Annotated in this window: 14 protein-coding genes; 9 read left to right on the top strand and 5 right to left on the bottom strand. The window is 68.6% G+C overall.

Going from position 1 to position 16,708, the window contains the following annotated elements:
• Positions 1-163: 163 nt before the first annotated feature.
• From AC1DQ3_RS00675 to AC1DQ3_RS00665, 3 genes are all read right to left on the bottom strand, one after another.
• Entirely contained in the window at positions 164-868 is a 705-nt protein-coding gene (locus tag AC1DQ3_RS00675) for a glutathione binding-like protein (RefSeq protein ID WP_477118244.1), read from the bottom strand.
• 135 nt (positions 869-1,003) lie between these two features.
• Positions 1,004-1,279 (bottom strand): type II toxin-antitoxin system HicA family toxin, encoded by a 276-nt coding sequence (locus AC1DQ3_RS00670; protein ID WP_477118243.1) that lies wholly within the window; start codon positions 1,277-1,279, stop codon positions 1,004-1,006.
• Between the two features lie 181 nt (positions 1,280-1,460).
• Positions 1,461-2,252 carry a crotonase/enoyl-CoA hydratase family protein gene (locus AC1DQ3_RS00665; RefSeq protein WP_477118242.1) on the bottom strand — a complete coding sequence of 264 codons (792 nt, stop codon included), beginning with the start codon at positions 2,250-2,252 and terminating at the stop codon, positions 1,461-1,463.
• A gap of 111 nt (positions 2,253-2,363) precedes the next feature.
• Between AC1DQ3_RS00665 and AC1DQ3_RS00660 the strand changes: the two genes are divergently transcribed.
• The 6 genes from AC1DQ3_RS00660 to AC1DQ3_RS00635 all read left to right on the top strand — a co-directional run bounded on the left by AC1DQ3_RS00660 (position 2,364) and on the right by AC1DQ3_RS00635 (position 8,660).
• Positions 2,364-3,161, top strand: a complete 798-nt coding sequence (locus AC1DQ3_RS00660) for a PaaX family transcriptional regulator (RefSeq protein ID WP_477118241.1) — start codon at positions 2,364-2,366, stop codon at positions 3,159-3,161.
• Between the two features lie 215 nt (positions 3,162-3,376).
• A complete protein-coding gene (zwf, locus tag AC1DQ3_RS00655) occupies positions 3,377-4,825 on the top strand; it encodes a glucose-6-phosphate dehydrogenase (protein ID WP_477118489.1) in 1,449 nt (482 codons plus the stop codon).
• 66 nt (positions 4,826-4,891) lie between these two features.
• Positions 4,892-5,572, top strand: coding sequence for a 6-phosphogluconolactonase (gene pgl / locus AC1DQ3_RS00650; RefSeq protein WP_477118240.1), 681 nt, complete (start codon positions 4,892-4,894; stop codon positions 5,570-5,572).
• Between the two features lie 4 nt (positions 5,573-5,576).
• Positions 5,577-6,599, top strand: a complete 1,023-nt coding sequence (gene glk / locus AC1DQ3_RS00645; RefSeq protein ID WP_477118239.1) for a glucokinase — start codon at positions 5,577-5,579, stop codon at positions 6,597-6,599.
• A gap of 13 nt (positions 6,600-6,612) precedes the next feature.
• On the top strand, positions 6,613-7,329 hold the full coding sequence (locus AC1DQ3_RS00640) for a response regulator transcription factor (protein ID WP_477118238.1): 717 nt from the start codon (positions 6,613-6,615) through the stop codon (positions 7,327-7,329).
• Positions 7,329-8,660, top strand: coding sequence for an ATP-binding protein (locus AC1DQ3_RS00635; protein WP_477118237.1), 1,332 nt, complete (start codon positions 7,329-7,331; stop codon positions 8,658-8,660). Before AC1DQ3_RS00640 ends, AC1DQ3_RS00635 begins: the two co-directional genes overlap by 1 nt.
• 381 nt (positions 8,661-9,041) lie before the next feature.
• Here AC1DQ3_RS00635 and AC1DQ3_RS00630 read toward each other — a convergent pair whose 3' ends face one another.
• Entirely contained in the window at positions 9,042-10,448 is a 1,407-nt protein-coding gene (locus AC1DQ3_RS00630) for a class II fumarate hydratase (RefSeq protein WP_477118236.1), read from the bottom strand.
• Between AC1DQ3_RS00630 and AC1DQ3_RS00625 the strand changes: the two genes are divergently transcribed.
• Positions 10,330-10,794, top strand: coding sequence for a cellulose synthase subunit BcsC-related outer membrane protein (locus AC1DQ3_RS00625; protein ID WP_477118235.1), 465 nt, complete (start codon positions 10,330-10,332; stop codon positions 10,792-10,794). The two genes, AC1DQ3_RS00630 and AC1DQ3_RS00625, sit on opposite strands and share 119 nt — an antisense overlap.
• A complete protein-coding gene (locus AC1DQ3_RS00620) occupies positions 10,787-11,116 on the top strand; it encodes a hypothetical protein (RefSeq protein WP_477118234.1) in 330 nt (109 codons plus the stop codon). The genes AC1DQ3_RS00625 and AC1DQ3_RS00620 overlap by 8 nt, the downstream gene beginning before the upstream one ends.
• Positions 11,117-11,142: 26 nt before the next feature.
• Here AC1DQ3_RS00620 and AC1DQ3_RS00615 read toward each other — a convergent pair whose 3' ends face one another.
• The gene (locus AC1DQ3_RS00615) at positions 11,143-13,113 is read right to left on the bottom strand and encodes a sensor domain-containing diguanylate cyclase (RefSeq protein WP_477118233.1); all 1,971 of its coding nucleotides are present in this window, start codon (positions 13,111-13,113) and stop codon (positions 11,143-11,145) included.
• A gap of 299 nt (positions 13,114-13,412) precedes the next feature.
• Here AC1DQ3_RS00615 and AC1DQ3_RS00610 point away from each other — a divergent pair, with 299 nt between their 5' ends.
• Positions 13,413-16,577, top strand: coding sequence for a bifunctional diguanylate cyclase/phosphodiesterase (locus AC1DQ3_RS00610; protein WP_477118232.1), 3,165 nt, complete (start codon positions 13,413-13,415; stop codon positions 16,575-16,577).
• Positions 16,578-16,708 lie beyond the last annotated feature (131 nt).

The following is a 16,708-nucleotide window of genomic DNA, read 5'->3' as shown; positions in this document are numbered from 1 at the left end:
GCAGGGCGCACGCATGACACGCCTTGAGCACATAAGGTGCGCCGCACGTTTGTCCCGCAAGTGCTCGACTCCACGCCATTCTCCCGCGTTCAGGCATGAAGCAGGCAGCCCAACGCATCGCCCGCGCAGCGTTTGCCCGGCACCCTCTCCAGGTCCTGCGGGCTCAGCCGCGCTTGGGGATGTCCAGGCCGCGTGCCACCGCGGGACGCGCCAGGAAGGCATCGAGCACGCGCGTCACGTTGGGAAAATCCTGGATGCCGACGAGTTCGCCGGCTTCGTAGAAGCCAATCAGGTTGCGCACCCAGGGGAAGGTGGCGATATCGGCAATGGTGTAGGTATCGCCCATGATCCAGGCGCGGCCCGCAAGGCGGCCTTCCAGCACCGCAAGCAGGCGCTTGGCTTCCGCGACATAGCGGTCGCGCGGGCGCTTGTCCTCGTACTCCTTGCCGGCGAATTTGCTGAAGAAGCCAACCTGCCCGAACATCGGCCCGATGCCGCCCATCTGGAACATGAGCCACTGGATGGTCTCGTAGCGGCCGGCGGGGTCCTGCGCAAGGAGCTGGCCGCTCTTGTCGGCCAGGTAAAGCAGGATCGCGCCCGATTCGAACAAAGCCAGCGGCTTTTCGCCCGGGCCATTGGGATCGAGGATGGCGGGAATCTTGTTGTTCGGGCTGATCGACAGGAATTCCGGCGTGTTCTGGTCATTGGCGTCGAAGCGCACCAGGTGCGGCTCGTAGGGCAGGCCGGTCTCCTCCAGCATGATCGAGACCTTGACGCCATTCGGCGTGGGCAGCGAATAAAGCTGGATCCGGTCGGGACGCAGGGCGGGCCATTTGTTGGTGACGAAGAACGTGGAAAGATTGGTCATGGAGATCCGTTTCGCTGACTTGGCAGACTTGGCTAGGGCGGTGAGGTGTATCGATTGGCGGATGCCGATGCGCAGCGGGGTGCCGGCAGGACCGATGCCAGGGGCGGCGTGTCCTGGCGTCGCGGGCGGCGGTCACTACGGCTTGTCGGCGTCGTCCGGCGAGCTGATGCCGGCGGCAACGAGGCAATCGCGCAGGTGCTTGATTTCCTGTTTGGCGCACACATTGCCATGATGCGGATGGTGCAGGTAGAACTCGTACTGGTTGAGCACGACCCTGAAGCGGGCACCCTGGATCGGTTCCACGGTCGCTCCGAGTTGTTGCAGCAGGGACTCCACTTCACGCCAATGAATATTGTTGCTCAGCGGGTGACTGAAGATCGACTGCAAGAGGCTGCGGGATTTGTGGCTCATGGCGCGGTCAGGCATCGTCGGCGGCAATGGCAATAGCCGTAGCATACAAGAGCGGGTGCAACTCAGGCGTGGCAGGGGCCATGAGGCTGTCTATTCCTGGTTTTTTATTACGCAGAATCGGGTACGCTTTGGTCGTTCGCGCTGCGTTTGTCCCGGCTTCGCCAGTGCCTCGCCGGGAGCCTCAGCCGGAGAAATTGCCGTGCCTTCCGGCGCCGCCGACAAAGCGGGCGGCGCCCTCGATGCCTTCCTCGAAGACGATCGGCGCGCCATTGGCGCCTTCGGCGCGCAGGGCATCGGACAGCGGGAGGGCCCATTGCCCGTAGGCGGAAGCGCGGTCCGTCAGCATGCAGCGCTGGGGCAAGGCCGCCAGTTCATGCGCCAGCGCCTCGGCGGCCGCGCGGGCCTGGCCCGGCTCGACCACGCGGTTGGCCAGGCCCATGGCCAGCGCTTCGTCGGCGTGTACCGAGCGGCCGGTGAGGATCATGTCGAGCGCGCGCCCCATGCCGACGATACGCGGCAGCCGCACCGTGCCGCCGTCGATCAGCGGCACGCCCCAGCGCCGGCAGAATACGCCGAAGACGGCATCTCGCTCGGCCACGCGCAGGTCCGCCAGCAGGGCCAGCTCCAGCCCGCCCGCCACCGCATAGCCGCTGACCGCGGCGACCAGCGGCTTGGACAGGGCCATCCGGCTCGGGCCCATCGGCCCCGTGCCGCCGCCTTGCGGGTCGAGTTCGTGGCGGCGCGCGGGGTCGCTCACCGCCGACAGGTCGGCGCCGCCGCAGAAATGCCCGCCCGCACCCCACAGCACCGCCGCGCGCAGCGCCGGGTCGGACTCGAACTGGATGAAGGCCGCGCGCAGCGCCAGCGCCATGGGGCCGTCTACCGCGTTGCGCTTGTCGGCGCGGTCCAGAATGATGGTGAAGACCGGGCCATCGGTTTCTGTCCTGACATAGGGGTTGGGCTTAATATCCATGCTCGCGTCCTCGGCGCCTGGGTTTGTCGGTGTGTTCATCAGGCGGTAGTCGGTGTTACCCTCCGCCGTCTACGCTGTCAATATTGCCCTTGATGCCCACGTTACCACTCCATGCATGACATAGAGATCCGCGATCCCTCGGCCACCGACCTGGTGCTGGACCTGCTGTTCGGCCATCCGGCGCGAACCTTGCCGGTGCAGGCGCTGGCACGGGGCGCGGAGGTGATGGGCATCGGCACGCCCAGCGTGCGGGTGGCGTTGACGCGCCTGCAGCGCCAGGGCCGCATCGTCAAGACGGAGCGCGGCTGCTACGCGGCGCTGCCGGAGGGTAATCCGGTCTATGACGAGGTCGAGCACTGGTTTGAAAAGGAGAGCCGGCTCGAGCAATGGACCGGCGACTGGCTGGTGGTGCAGGACGCAGCGGTCGCGCGCAGCGAGAAGACCGTGTGGCGGCATCACGAGCGCGCGCTGGCGTTGTGCGGCTTCCGCACGCTCGCGGCCGGCATCAATGTGCGCCCCGATAACCTCGCAGGCGGCGCCCCGGCGATGCGCGCGGCCTTGTCCCGGCTCGGCATGGCCGGCGCCAGCCTGATTTTCGTCGGCCGCGAGTTCGATGCCGATGCCGCCGCGCGGATGGGGCAGTTGTGGGACGTGCCGACGCTGCAGTCGGCCTACCGCCGCGGGCTGGCGCAACTGGAGCGCAGCCGGGCAAAACTGGCGCGCATGGCGCCGGACGCCGCCGCGCGCGAGACCATGCTGGTGGGGCGCGCCATCATCCGCGCCATCGTGCGCGATCCGCTGCTGCCCGAGGCCATCATGGATCCGGCGCCCCGCCGCGCCCTGATCGAGGCCACCCGCGCTTACCAGCTCCAGGCTCGCGGCATGTGGGTGGAGCTGCTGACCAGCTAACGCCAGGGCGGTCATGCGTCCCCGGACCCGCCAGGAGACGTATGCGCGCCATGCCTCGCCAAGCGGCAGCGACTCACGTAAACTGGCCGGAACCCATGCGGCGCCTTGCGTCGCTCGGTAAAGTGACGCGCGCTGGTGTTCCCGGGACCACGCTGGCCCCGCCAGGTTGCTTGCGCCGCATCCAGGCTGGCCAAGACAAGGAGTACAGGGTGAGCATGCCCGATTTCGACATGGTGCTGTTCGGCGGCACCGGAGACCTGGCGCGGCGCAAGCTGCTGCCGGCGCTGTTCGACGCGCATCAAGCGGGCTTGCTGCATCCCGGTGCGCGCATCCTTGCCACCGGCAGTCATCCCCTGGCCACCGAGGACTATGTCGGCTCGCTGGAGCAAAGCGTGCGGCCCGGCCTGGAGCACGCGCCGCCCGAAGCCTGGGCCAGCTTCCTCGCCCGCATCAGCTACGTGCAGGCCGATGCCCGCGTGCCGGCGCACTTCGACGCGCTGGCGCAGAAGGTCCTGGCGCGCGCCCCCGAGGTGGTGGTGTGTTACCTGGCAACGGGCCCGCATATCTTTGTGCCCATCTGCGAGCAGCTGGCGCGTACCGGGCTCAATCATCCGAATGTCCGCATCGTGCTGGAGAAGCCGCTCGGGCACGACCTGCAGTCCTCCGATGCCATCAACGCGGCGGTGGCGCGATTCTTCGCCGAAGACCAGATCTACCGTATCGACCACTATCTGGGCAAGGAGTCGGTGCAGAACCTGATGGCGATCCGCTTCGGCAATGCGCTGTTCGAGCCGCTATGGCGCCGCGAATGGGTGCAGGACGTGCAGATCACCATCGCCGAGGAACTCGGCGTGGAATCGCGCGGCGAGTTCTACGACAATACCGGCGCGCTGCGCGACATGGTGCAGAACCACCTGCTGCAACTGCTGTGCATGGTGGCGATGGAGCCGCCCACCAGCCTGTCCGAAGACGCGATCCGCGACGAGAAGATCAAGATCCTCAAGGCGCTCAAGCCCATCACGCCGCAGGACGTGGCCGAGAAGACCGTGCGCGGGCAGTATCGCGCCGGCGCCGTGGGCGGCAAGCCGGTGGTGGGCTACCTGGACGAGAAGGGCATCGCGCCCGACAGCCATACCGAGACCTTTGTCGCCATCAAGGCCGAGATCGCCAACTGGCGCTGGTCAGGGGTGCCGTTCTACCTGCGTACAGGCAAGCGCATGCAGTCGCGCGTGGCGGAGATCGTGATCCACTTCCGCGACGTACCGCATGCGATCTTCCCGCGTCCGCTGACCTTGTCGCCGCAGAACCGGCTGGTGATCCGGCTGCAGCCCGAGGAGAGCATCCGCCTGTACTTCCTGGTCAAGCAGCCTGGCGACACCGTGGCGCTCACCGGGACCTCGCTCGACCTGGACTTCGCCAACTCCTTCAAGGTGCGGCGCGCCGGCGCCTACGAGCGCCTGCTGCTCGATGTCATCCGCGGCCGCCTCGGCCTGTTCGTGCGGCGCGACGAGCAGGCGCAGGCCTGGCGCTGGGTCGAGCCCATCCTGGATACCTGGGGGGAGAGCACCGTGCCGCCCAAACCGTATACCGCAGGCACCTGGGGCCCGGCCGCTTCGTCCGCGCTGATGTCGCGCGACGGCTCGCTCTGGCACGAAGAGGTGTAGCCGCGCCTGGTCCCGCACCGTCATTTTGCAAGCCCTGCCAACCCCACCGTTCGAACAGGAGAAACCATGCGGCGCTACGAACATACTTCCGAGGCGGAGCTGGCCGAAGCGATGGCGATCTCGGTCGCGCACGCGCTGCAGATCGCTATCGGCGTGAACGGCTGGGCGGTGCTGGCGGTATCGGGCGGGCGCTCGCCGGTGCCGATGTTCGAGCGCCTGCGACACCGCACGATCAGCTGGGAGGCGGTCACCATCACGCTGGTCGACGAGCGCGTGGTGCCGCCGGATCATGACGACAGCAACGGCGCGCTGGTGCGCCGGCACCTGCTGCGCGAGGCCGCGGGCAAGGCGGCCTTCGTGCCGCTGGTGGCCGATGCCGCCGAGGCGGCCGATCCGCAAAGCGCGGTGGCGCGCCTGAACGCGGCGTGGCGCCAGCCCGACGTGGTGCTGCTGGGCATGGGCGAGGATGGCCACACCGCATCGCTGTTTCCCGAGGCGCCCGAACTGCAGCACGCCCTGGCCGAGACGCAGCCGGGCTACCTGGTGACGCGTCCGCGCGAGGCGCCGCACGCGCGCATCACGCTGAACCTGGCTGCGCTGCTGGCGGCCGACCGCGTTTTCCTGTCGTTCGCGGGGCCGGCCAAGGCTGCCGTGTTCGCCAGTGCCTGCAAGGGGCCAACGCCTGCGTTGCCCGTCAGCCTGGTGCTGAGCCGGCATCGCCATGGCACGGATGTCTTCTCGGCCTGACGCCATGCAAGACTATCCACGCCTGCTGGGCGATGTCGGTGGCACCAATGTGCGCTTCGCGCTGGAAGCGGCGCCGCGGTGCATCGGTCCGGTGACCGCGCTCAAGGTGGCCGATTTCCCCTCGCTGGAAGCCGCCATGCGGCACTACCTGGGCGCGCTCCCGCCAGGCAGCCCCAGGCCGCGCTACGCGGCCGTCGGCCTGGCAAACCCGGTGACCGGCGATCGCGTCAAGCTGACCAATCACGCCTGGGCCTTTTCCATCGCGGAGATGGAGCGCTCGCTCGGCTTCGACCTGCTGCTGGCCATCAACGACTTCACCGCGCTGGCGATGGGCCTGCCGCATCTGGGCGAGCAGGACCTGACGCTCTTGCGCCAGGGCACCGCCGTGGACGGCGCGCCGCGCGCGCTGGTCGGGCCGGGCACCGGCCTGGGCGTGTCCGGACTGGTGCCGGCGCGCAGCGGAGGGGCCGTGGCGCTGGCCGGCGAGGGCGGCCATATAGAACTGATGCCGGAAACCGACGACGAATGGACTGCCTGGCGCGCGGCCCGCCAGGCCTTCGGCCGGGTGTCCGCCGAGCGTCTTTTGTCGGGCATGGGGTTGTCGTTGACGCACGCCGCTTTGCACGCAGAAACGGGTACGCCCCTGATGCGGCAGCTCGATCCGGCGCAGGTCACCGAGGGCGCGATCCACCGGCACGACCCGATCTGCGAGCGCGCGTTTGCCGTGTTTTGCGGCCTGCTGGGTTCCGTGGCAGCCGATGTTGCGCTGGTGCTCGGCGCGCGTGGCGGCGTCTATCTGGGCGGCGGCATCGTGCCGCGCTTCGTGCCCGCGCTGCGGGCCTCCACCTTCAATGCGCGGTTTACCGCGAAGGGCCGCATGAGCGCCTACCTGGAGAGCCTGCCGGTCTATGTGATCGCCGCCGAATTCCCGGCGCTGCCCGGACTGGCGCAGGCGCTGGCCGAGGCGATCGCGCACCGCAGCCCCCGTGCGCAACCCAGGCCACCCCATCAAACCAAGCCAACGTGAACCAGACCTGACCATGCGAGTGTTGTTGGTGGAAGATGACGCCATGATTGGCGATAGCGTGAAGCTGGCGCTGCGCCAGGAAGGCTTCGCGGTGGACTGGGTACAGGACGGCGAGGCCGGCCTTGCCGCGGCCACGCAGTCAGGCGGAGCGGACGGTGAAGCCTGCTACGCGCTGATCCTGCTCGATCTCGGCCTGCCCCGCCGCTCCGGCCTGGAGGTGCTGGGCGCGCTGCGCGCGCGCGGCGTGAATACGCCGGTGCTGATCCTGACCGCGCGCGACGCGGTAGCCGATCGCGTGGCGGGCCTCAACGCCGGCGCCGACGATTACCTCGTCAAGCCCTTCGACCTGCAGGAGCTGGCCGCGCGCATGCATGCGCTGATGCGCCGCGCCGAAGGCCGCGCGGAGCCGCTGCTGCGCTACGGCGGCATCCTGATCAATCCCGTCACCCGCGAGGTCACGCTCGACGGCGAGCCGGTGCGGCTGTCGGCGCGCGAGTTCGGCCTGCTGTCCGCGCTGCTGGCGCGGCCCGGCAAGGTGTGGTCGGTGGCGCAGCTGGAAGAGCGCCTGTACGGCTGGGGCGACGAAGTGGGCAGCAACACGGTGGAGGTCTACATCCACGCGCTGCGCAAGAAATTCGGCGCGGCGCTGATCCGCAATATCCGCGGCGTGGGCTATGTGGTGCCCAAGCTGGAGGACAGCGCGCCGCCTTCGCCAGGGAGCGCCGGCTGATGCGTTCGATCCAGAGAACCCTGCTGTGGTGGCTGGCGCTGGGCCTGCTGGCCGGCATTGCCATGGCCACCTTGCTGATCTATGGGCAGGCCCGGCAGGAAGCCAACGCGCTGTTCGATTACCAGATGAAGCAGGTGGCCGCCGCGCTGCCCAGCCAGTTCGCCAATCCGGTCATGCCGTCGTTTGCGCCCCCGGAGCCGCCGGGCGGCAGCCTGTTCCACGCGGGCGAGGATGTGGTGATCCATATCTGGGATGGCTCGGGGCGCAGCCTTTATCTCTCGCACTCCCATCCGGCCCTGCCGCCGCGCGCCGAGCTGGGCTTCTCCAACGTCAGGACCGACGAAGGCGAATGGCGTATCTACAGCGTGCAGCTCGGGCCCGCCGTGGTGCAGATCGCCCAGCCCATGTCGGCACGCCGGGAGATGGCCGCGCGCATGGCGCTGCGCACCGTGGCGCCCTTGCTGTTGCTGCTGCCGCTGATTGGCTGGGTGGTGTGGCTTGCCGTGGGGCGCGGTTTGCGGCCCTTGCGGGAGATCGCCGCCGGGGTGCGCCAGCGCGACGCCAATGCCTTGGCGCCGCTCGAAGTCGGCAGCATGCCCGACGAGATCGCGCCGTTGAGCGAGGCGCTCAACCAACTGCTGGCGAGGCTGTCGCACGCCATCGATACCCAGCGTGCCTTTGTCGCCGATGCCGCGCATGCGCTGCGCACGCCGCTGGCGGCACTGCAGTTGCAGGCCCAGCTGGTGGAACGCGCCGACACCGTCGAGGCGCGCCAGGAGGCCGTGGCCAAGCTGCGCCAGGGGCTGGAGCGGTTGACGCATATGGTGGCCCAGTTGCTGACGATGGCGCGCCAGGAGCCCGGCGCGGCAGCACCGCCGCATGAGTCGGTGGACCTGCACGCGCTGGCGCAAAACGGGGTGGCCGAGATGACCCAGGCCGCCCTCGATCGCCGGATCGACCTGGGGCTGGATGCCGACACGGATGCCGGGCCGGTCATGGTGCGCGGCGATGTGGATGCGCTGCGTATCCTGTTGACCAACCTGATCGACAACGCGCTGCGCTACGTGCCGCCCGGCGGCAGGGTCGATGTGCAGGTCCGCGGCGTGAAGGACACGGTCGAACTCGTGGTGCGCGACGACGGCCCCGGGATTCCAGCCGCCGAGCGCGCGCGCGTGTTCGACCGTTTCTACCGCGTGCCGGAAGCGCCCACGGGCGGCAGCGGGCTGGGCCTGGCCATCGTGGCCGAGATCGCGCAGTCGCACGGCGCGCGTGTCGCGCTGGAAGACGCGGTGCCGGGGCTGTGCGTGCGGGTGGTGTTTCCCGCGGCTTGAACCGGGTCCGCCTTGGATGTTTGCCTTGGATGTTTCAGACCAGAGCAGTGCGGTTATGGCGTCGATTTCTGCGACGGTGAGGGCCGCCGAGCCGATCGTCGGCATGGCGCGCACACTGGCACCGGCCGCCTTGATCTGCGCGGCGGCGGCGCATCGGCTGAGCCCCTGGAATGCGGCAGCGGCGACCACGCAGAAACGGGTACGCATTGCCGCCGGGGGCGGCCCGGCGTGCCCGCCCGGGCGGTTTTGCAAGCACGCAGAAACGGGTACGCTTTTGTTTCAGGCATCCCGTGCCGGGCGGGGGCATGCGCCAGGATTGCCGCGCACCTTGTGCCGGCTTGGGTGCATCGGCGCTGCGGCCACGCGCCTGCCCACGGGATCTCAGGTTTCCCGAGTCATCCCCTTCAGGTCGATCCATTCGTCGAACTGGGCCTCGGTCACATGGCCCGAGGCCAGCGCTGCCTCGCGCAGCGACAGGTCCTGCCTGACCGCCAGCCTGGCGATCTCGGCGGCGCGGTCGTAGCCGATGTGGGGATTGAGCGCGGTCACCGGCATCAGCGAGCGCGCCAGCAACTCGGCGATGCGCGCGCGATCCGGTTCCACGCCTTGCACCATGTGCGCAGCGAAACTCGCGGTGGCATCGCCCAGCAGCGTGACCGATTGCAGCAGGCTGTAGGCAATCACGGGTTTGTAGGCATTGAGCTCCAGCGTGCCAAGTCCGTTGGCCAGCGTGATGGTGGTGTGGTTGCCGATCACGCGGCAGCACACCATGGCCAGCGCTTCGGCCTGGGTCGGATTGACCTTGCCGGGCATGATCGAGGAGCCGGGTTCGTTGGCCGGCAGCACCAGCTCGGCAAGACCGGCGCGCGGGCCGGAGCCCAGCAGCATGAAATCGCGCGCTATCTTCAGGAAGGACGAAGCGGTGGTGTTGAGCGCGCCGGACAGGTCGGCAAGCGCATCGTGCGAGGCCTGGAGCGCGTACCGGTTGGGCGCGGGCTCGAACGGCAGGCCGGTGTAATCCGCCAGCGCGCGCACGAACGCCGCGGCAAAGCCGTGCGGCGCGTTGAGTCCGGTGCCCACCGCCGTGCCGCCCTGGGGCACCGGCATGGCCCGCAGCATGGCGTGCTGCAGGCGCGACTGGGCATCGCCCACCTGGGCCTCGTAGCCGGAGAATTCCTGGCCGAGCGTCAGCGGCACGGCATCCTGCAAATGCGTGCGGCCCACCTTGACGATGTCGGCGAAAGCGTCCACCTTGCGCCCGAGGGCCTGCCGCAAGGTCTCCAGCGCCGGCAGCAGCTGCAACTGGATTGCGCGGGTTGCAGCGATGTGCATCGCTGTGGGAAAGCTGTCGTTCGAAGACTGGCTGGCGTTGACGAGATCGTTGGGATGCACCGGTTTTTTCGCGCCCGGCTCGCCGCCGAGCAGCTGGGTTGCGCGATTGGCAATCACCTCGTTCAGGTTCATATTGGTCTGCGTGCCGGAGCCGGTCTGCCAGACCGACAGCGGGAATTCGTCCGGCCACTTGCCGGCGATGATCTCCTGGGCCGCCTGCTCGATGGCGTGGGCCGGTTCGGTCTTGAGCACGCCCAGTTCCCGGTTGGCACGGGCCGCGCAGAGCTTGAGGATGGCGAAGGCTTCGATCAGCGCGGGCGGCATTGTCTCGGTGCCGATGCGGAAGTTCTGGCGCGCGCGCTCGGTCTGCGCGCCCCACAGGTGCCCAGCCGGCACCGGCATGTCGCCGAGGCTGTCTTTCTCGATCCGGGTGGCGGCTTGCTTGCGCTCGGACATGACATTCTCCTGTTCAGTGGACGGCCGGTTCCGGGAAAGATGCCTGGCGTTGCCGCGGCCCACCCTCGCGCGCATGCCAGATCGGACTTATAGAAAGACTAGTCCTAAAACACGCGGCTATCCGGGTCAGTCCAAGACCGGCGTGGCCTACAATCTCGTTGGCTCGGTGGAATACCAGGCGGCCCTGCAACGGTTTGTGGGCGGCCTGCCACGCATCGACGATGCATGCGACTACCGCCAGTGGTGGGCCGGCGTCTACGTGCCCTATGCGTTGCATAGCGCGGCGATTCATCAATCAAGCAAGAGCGCAGCAGGCATGCTGCGAAAGGAAGTGCATCATGGGTGAAGCAAGACAACGGGGCAGCCAGGCAGAACGTGCCGAGCAGGCCCGCAAGCGGCTGGAGGGCTTGCGGCCGGCGCAACTGGTATGCGGCGAGTGCAAGACGGCGTTCAGCACCTTCGATGCGATCGACGCACCCAACCTGCGTGGCATCGATGCCGTGTTCGGCGGGCAGTGCCCCAATTGCGGCAACGATGTCCTGGTGTTCAAGGGCGAACCCAATGCCGTGGCGGACGCCATGGTGGCTTGGGAGCGGATGATGGGTGCGGACACCAAGCTCGGCTATCAGTCGCGCGACGGCAAGCACGTGCCGTTCGAGGGCGAGTAGGCGCGATAGCGCGCGGCAGCGGTCCGTCAGGCCTCGGCGTCGTCCGGCTTGTCCAGCAGGTCGGGCGGCCCCATCTCGAAGCGTCCCCGGCCCGCCGCCTTGGCGCGATAGAGCAGTGTATCCGCCTGGCGCATCAACGCCTGATCCGGCATCGGCGCTCCCCGATACAACGCCACCCCGATACTCACATCGACATCCGCGAACACGCCATCGATAAAGAACCGCCGGCTCACCGAATGCACGATAGCCTGGGCGATGCGCTGGGCGTTGGCCGAGCCGCCGATATCCTCCAGCAATACCGCGAACTCGTCGCCGCCCAGGCGTGCCACGGTGTCGCGTTCGCGCACGCAGCGCTGCAGGCGCCGCCCGAAGGCCTGCAACAGCAGGTCGCCGGTGATATGGCCGTGGAAGTCGTTGACGGCCTTGAAGCGGTCCATGTCCAGGTAAAGCAGCGCCATCAGCCGGCCGTCGTCACGGCTGCGCGCCATGGCCGCCTGCAACAGCGATTCGAAGGCGCTGCGATTGAGCAGCTGGGTCAGGTGATCGAGCCGGGAGATGCGCGATAGCCGCAAGGTCTCCAGCTTGCGCTGCGTCACGTCCTGCACATGCACGTGCACGCCTACCACGTGGCTGCCGTCGGCGCTCCATTCGGGGCGGAAATCGGTTTCCATGCAGCAGTATTCCGGATCGCTTTCTTCCACCTCGAACGTCACCGAGGCCCCCGACAAGGCCTGTTGCAGGAACGGCCGGACGCGCGCATAGCGGATTTCGCCGATCACCTCGCGCACGGTCATGCCGCGCAGCTTTTGCACGGGAATGCCGAAGGTCTGCTCGTAGGCCAGGTTGTTGAAGGCATAGCGCTCGTCGGGCCCGACAAAGGCCAGCAGCGCGGGCAGCTTATCGGTGACCGCGCGCAGCTGGCGCTCGCTCAGGTCGAGCTGTTCGCGCCGCTCGCGCACGTCATGCATCAACTGCCCGAAAGCGCGCGCGAGATCGCCGATCTCGTCGTTCTGCTGTGCCGGCAGGCGTTCATAGGCGGCGAGGTCGTGGGTGCTGTCGCGTACCACCTGGTGCAGGCGTGTGAGCGGCGTCAGCAGGCGGCGCAGGGCCAGCCAGTTCAACAGCCCCACCACCGCCAGCGACAACAAGGCGAGTCCGAGGAAACGCCCCTGCATGTCATGCAGCGGGGCGAAGGCTTCCCGTGCGGGCAGCACCGCTACCAATTCCCATCCCGTGGTCTCCATCAGGTAGCGGGAAATGAGCGGCCTGGACGGCGAGAGAAACTCGACAGGGCCGCTGCGGTCGGAGACGCCGCAGGCATCGCCCTGTGCCCGCGCCGGCTGCCCTGCCATTCCAGGATTCGGGTGGCGCACGTAGACCGGCATCCGCCCGCCCGATACCAGGCAATATAGGCCGCTGGTGCCGAGCCGGTTGTGCGTGATCTTCACCAGGAAGTCGGCGCTGGACAGGTCGAGCCAGCCACCCAGCAGGCCGAGGAATTCGCCTTGAGGGGAGACGATCGGCACGGCCACCAACACCCCGGTCTCCCCGTTGAAGCGGGCGCGGATCGGCGGCGTGATCACTGGTTCCAGGGTCCGCGCGGCCTCGCGGAAATACTCGCGGTCGCTGATGGTCACCTGCACGCCGTCATCGGCCAGGACGCGGCCCTGGGCATCGGCCAGCATGATTGCATTGAACGTGCCCGGCACGGGAATCCGCCGCTCCAGCAGGCGGCGCAGTTCGGCGCCGGGGCGCCCTAGCTCCCCGGCCAGTTGCGGCGCCACATGGGACAGCAGGGTGATGCGGTCTTCCATCGCCGTGTCGAGCTGTTCGGTGGCGAGCTTGACGATGGAGTCCTGCTGGTTTTGCAGCGCGGCGCGCAGGTCGTCGTGCGCGTGATGGAGCGATGCCAGCACGATGCCGGTACCAAGTACGGCGGCGAACGCCGTGGTAATCAGCGCGAGACGCGCCTTCAGGGAAAGCAAAACGTGGGGCATGCGAGCCGGCTGTGTCGGGGAAAGGCGCGTGCCTCCTGGCCGGCCGGCCCGCATCCTTGCCGGGAGTCAGGCTTCGGCAGGCTTGCGGGTCCGCCAACCCTACCACAAGCGCTTGCCCCGCGCGAGTCCGGCATCGGGGGCACGGGGCCTGTCGCGCATGTGCGTGTGGCGTGGCACCTCTCACCTTATTCCACGGGGCGCCGGGGGTGGGCGAGCCCTTGACGTCACTGTATAGTGGGCCCTGGCCCTGCGGCGGCGGGGCGAGGCCACCGGAGGGCTCCTTTGCGCTCCCCCCATTCATGAAACTGCCCTCACTTTCGCCTGTCCTGCTATCCCTGCTGATCGCCGCCACCGGCGTCCTGGCTACGGGCGGCGCCTGGCACGCCATGCGCTCGCTGGAGCAGGAAGTGGTGCGCGACGACTTCGAGGCGCTGTTCTTGCCGGTCTTCACGGCCTTGCAACGGCGCCTGCAGGAGAACGAACGATTGCTGCGCGCGACCACCGGGCTGTTCGCGGCCGATCCCGTCGCCACGCGCGAGCAATGGCGCAACTACCTGTACACCACGCAACTGGACGACCTGCCGGCCGGTACGCAATCGATCGGCTATGCGCGCCTGACCGCCCCGAGGGAACTTGACTGGCTGGTCGATACGATACGCCACCAGGGCCAGCCCAGCTTCGAGGTCTACCCGCTGGGCCCGCGCGACGTGTACGCGCCCGTTATCCATGTCGATCCCTTCGCCGGGCGCAATACGCGGGCGCCTGGCTTCGACATCCTGTCCGACCCGGTGCGCCGGACGGCTGCCGAGGCCGCCCGCGACAGCGGCGAGGCACGCCTGACCACCGGCGTGGAGCTCGTGCAAGAGAACGAAGCGCCGGCTTCGCAGCGTGGCGCGGCGCTCTATCTGCCGGTGTACGGCAGCGGCTTGCCGCTGAACACACCGGTCGAGCGGCAGCGGGCCGTGACCGGCTATGTCTATGCGTCCTTGCGTCTGGAAGACCTGCTGCGCAGCGTCAGCCGGCCCGCGGCCGGCGCCCTGTCGCTGCTGCTCTATGACGGACGCGACACCGGGCCCGGCGCCCTGCTGGCCGGCGATGCGCAAGCCGCGGCGGCAGGCATGCCGGCACAGCGGCAGGCTGAGCGCGAAATGACGTTCGGCGGCCGTATCTGGACTCTGCGCGGTGCCACCACGCCGGCCTTCGAGACGGCCCATCGCCCGCGGCGCTCCTGGCTGACGCTGGGCGGCGGCCTGGCGGCCACGCTGATGCTGGCCTGGCTGGCGCTGGCCCGGCAGGGCCGGCAGGCAGACGATGCCTTGCAGCGCGCGGGCCTGGCCAGCGCCAGCGATGCCATCCTGGTGTGCGATGCCGAGGGCCGCATCCAGATCGCCAGTGCCGCTGCCACGGTACTGTTCGGCAAGGCGCCGGACCAGTTCGCCGGCACGCCCATCGCCACCTTGCTCCCCGACGCCGCCGCGCTGGCCGGCCCCACGCCGGAAGGGCGGCGCGAGACCGGCGCCCGCAGGGCCGATGGCACGGTCTTTCCCGTTCGCGTGACCGTGACGCCGGTGCCCACGGCCGGCCCCGGCCGCGTGATCTGGGTGGTCACCGACCTGAGTGCCATCCGCCGTGCCGAGCTGGCCGCCGCCGAGGAGGCCGAGCGCAGCGCACGCGTGCTCGATCACACGGCGCTTTGCGTCATCACCTTTGACCGCGATGGCCTGGTGACCGGCATCAACCGCGCCGGCCAGCGCATGTTGTGGTACCAGGCCAGCGAGGTGGCCGGACACATGCGCTATCTCGACTTCCTCGATCCCAAGGAGGTCGCCGCGCGCGCCGCGGCGCTGACGAGCGAGCTGGGCGAGCCGGTGGCCGCCGGCTTGCCTGCCGTGGTCGGCAAGGCGCGTCTCGGGCTGGCCGACGAACAGGAGTGGACCTATGTCCGCAAGGGTGGCTCGCGCCTGCCGGTGCAACTGACGCTGACCGCGCTGCCCGAGGCGCGTGTGCCTGGCTGCACGGAGGGTACGCGGGAGGCTGCCGGCGCCGCCATCGGGGGGCTGGACTCCGGCGGCTATCTTGCCATCGCGCATGACCTCACTGAGCGCAAGCGTGCCGACGAATACATCCGGCACCTGGCGCAGCACGACGCCCTCACCGGCCTGCCCAACCGCGCCCAGCTCCATGCGCGCACCGAGCTGATGCTGCAGCGCGCGTTGCGCAAGGGCGAGCGCATTGCGCTGCTGCTGCTCGATCTCGACCAGTTCAAGCGCATCAACGAATCGCTAGGCCATCACATCGGCGATGAGGTCCTGCGCATCGTCTCCGACCGCCTGAAGGCCGCCGTGCGCTACGCCGACCTTGTCGCGCGCATGGGCGGCGACGAGTTCGTGGTGGTGCTCGATCCGGTGAGCCAGGACAGCGAGGCCGAGCTGGTTGCCGCCAAGATCCTGGCCCGCCTGTCGGAAGACCTGCAACTGGGCAACCAGCGGCTGCGCGTGACGCCTTCGATCGGCATGGTGATTTGTCCGGACGACGGCGACAACCTCGCCGACCTGCTGAAGAACGCCGATGCCGCCATGTATGTGGCCAAGCGCGGCGGCGGCGCGCAGCTCAGCCGCTTCTCCAGCGAGATGGCGGAGGCCTCGATGGCGCGCTTCACCATCGAAGGGCTGCTGCGGCGCGCGCTGGCCGCGCGCGCCTTCAAGCTGCGCTACCAGCCCATCGTCGACGCCGCCACGCTGCGCATCATCGGCGTGGAAGCGCTGATTCAATGGGACACGCCCGAGCGCGGCGTGATCCCGCCGGCCGAGTTCATCCCGATTGCCGAGGAGAGCGGCCTGATCATGCCGCTGGGCGAATGGATTCTCGCCACGGCCTGCCGCGAGATCCAGCAGTTGCGCGCCGCGCTCGGGCTGGACCTGACGGTGGCGGTGAATATCTCGCCCCTGCAACTGCGCCAGCCCGGGTTTCCCGCGATGGTCATGCAATGCCTGGCGGCGGCCGGGCTGCCGGCCGCGTGCCTGACCATCGAGGTCACCGAAGGCATCCTGATCGAGGGCGGCAGCAAGACCATCGATACCTTCGAGTGCGTGCGGGCGCTCGGCGTGGGCTTGTCGATCGACGATTTCGGCACCGGATATTCGGGCTTGAGCTACCTCACGCGGCTGCCGATCGACAAGCTCAAGATCGACAAATCCTTTGTCGACGACGTGGCACACGACGAGCACCATCAGGCCGTGGCTTCCGCCATCATCACCCTCGGGCACCAGTTGCATCTGCAAGTGGTGGCCGAAGGCGTGGAGTCGCCGGCACAATTCGCCTTCCTGCGCGAGCGCGGCTGCGATGCGGTGCAGGGCTACCTGTTCTGGCAGGCGCTGCCGCTTGCCGGCCTGATGGAGATCTGCGCGGCGGGCGCGGAAGCCAGGATGCCCGCCAGGGCGCAACCGGTAACCACGGGCCTCTGATAGTGGCGCGGCCGGCACCCAGGGCCGGCCACCCTGAAATCCGCCAATACCCGCATCGGAATTATTTGCCCGACTGCCACACGGATGGCATGCGGCCTCCCTATGCTGCCAGCTGTTCTAGTGGCACAAAG

Source organism: Cupriavidus sp. 01T418, from assembly GCF_056398885.1.
The sequence above is the reverse complement of the archived record's forward strand: the minus strand, read 5'-3'. Positions and strand labels throughout refer to the sequence as shown.

What these genes read in the sequence shown, in the direction of transcription:
- pgl (WP_477118240.1), top strand. Translation starts at nt 4,892, where the DNA reads ATGCGGCGCTACGAACATACTTCCGAGGCGGAGCTGGCCGAAGCGATG.
- AC1DQ3_RS00675 (WP_477118244.1), bottom strand. Translation starts at nt 868, where the DNA reads ATGACCAATCTTTCCACGTTCTTCGTCACCAACAAATGGCCCGCCCTG.
- AC1DQ3_RS00630 (WP_477118236.1), bottom strand. Translation starts at nt 10,448, where the DNA reads ATGTCCGAGCGCAAGCAAGCCGCCACCCGGATCGAGAAAGACAGCCTC.
- AC1DQ3_RS00610 (WP_477118232.1), top strand. Translation starts at nt 13,413, where the DNA reads ATGAAACTGCCCTCACTTTCGCCTGTCCTGCTATCCCTGCTGATCGCC.
- AC1DQ3_RS00615 (WP_477118233.1), bottom strand. Translation starts at nt 13,113, where the DNA reads ATGCCCCACGTTTTGCTTTCCCTGAAGGCGCGTCTCGCGCTGATTACC.
- AC1DQ3_RS00660 (WP_477118241.1), top strand. Translation starts at nt 2,364, where the DNA reads ATGCATGACATAGAGATCCGCGATCCCTCGGCCACCGACCTGGTGCTG.
- zwf (WP_477118489.1), top strand. Translation starts at nt 3,377, where the DNA reads ATGCCCGATTTCGACATGGTGCTGTTCGGCGGCACCGGAGACCTGGCG.
- AC1DQ3_RS00665 (WP_477118242.1), bottom strand. Translation starts at nt 2,252, where the DNA reads ATGGATATTAAGCCCAACCCCTATGTCAGGACAGAAACCGATGGCCCG.
- AC1DQ3_RS00640 (WP_477118238.1), top strand. Translation starts at nt 6,613, where the DNA reads ATGCGAGTGTTGTTGGTGGAAGATGACGCCATGATTGGCGATAGCGTG.
- AC1DQ3_RS00670 (WP_477118243.1), bottom strand. Translation starts at nt 1,279, where the DNA reads ATGAGCCACAAATCCCGCAGCCTCTTGCAGTCGATCTTCAGTCACCCG.
- AC1DQ3_RS00625 (WP_477118235.1), top strand. Translation starts at nt 10,330, where the DNA reads ATGCGGAAGTTCTGGCGCGCGCGCTCGGTCTGCGCGCCCCACAGGTGC.
- glk (WP_477118239.1), top strand. Translation starts at nt 5,577, where the DNA reads ATGCAAGACTATCCACGCCTGCTGGGCGATGTCGGTGGCACCAATGTG.
- AC1DQ3_RS00635 (WP_477118237.1), top strand. Translation starts at nt 7,329, where the DNA reads ATGCGTTCGATCCAGAGAACCCTGCTGTGGTGGCTGGCGCTGGGCCTG.
- AC1DQ3_RS00620 (WP_477118234.1), top strand. Translation starts at nt 10,787, where the DNA reads ATGGGTGAAGCAAGACAACGGGGCAGCCAGGCAGAACGTGCCGAGCAG.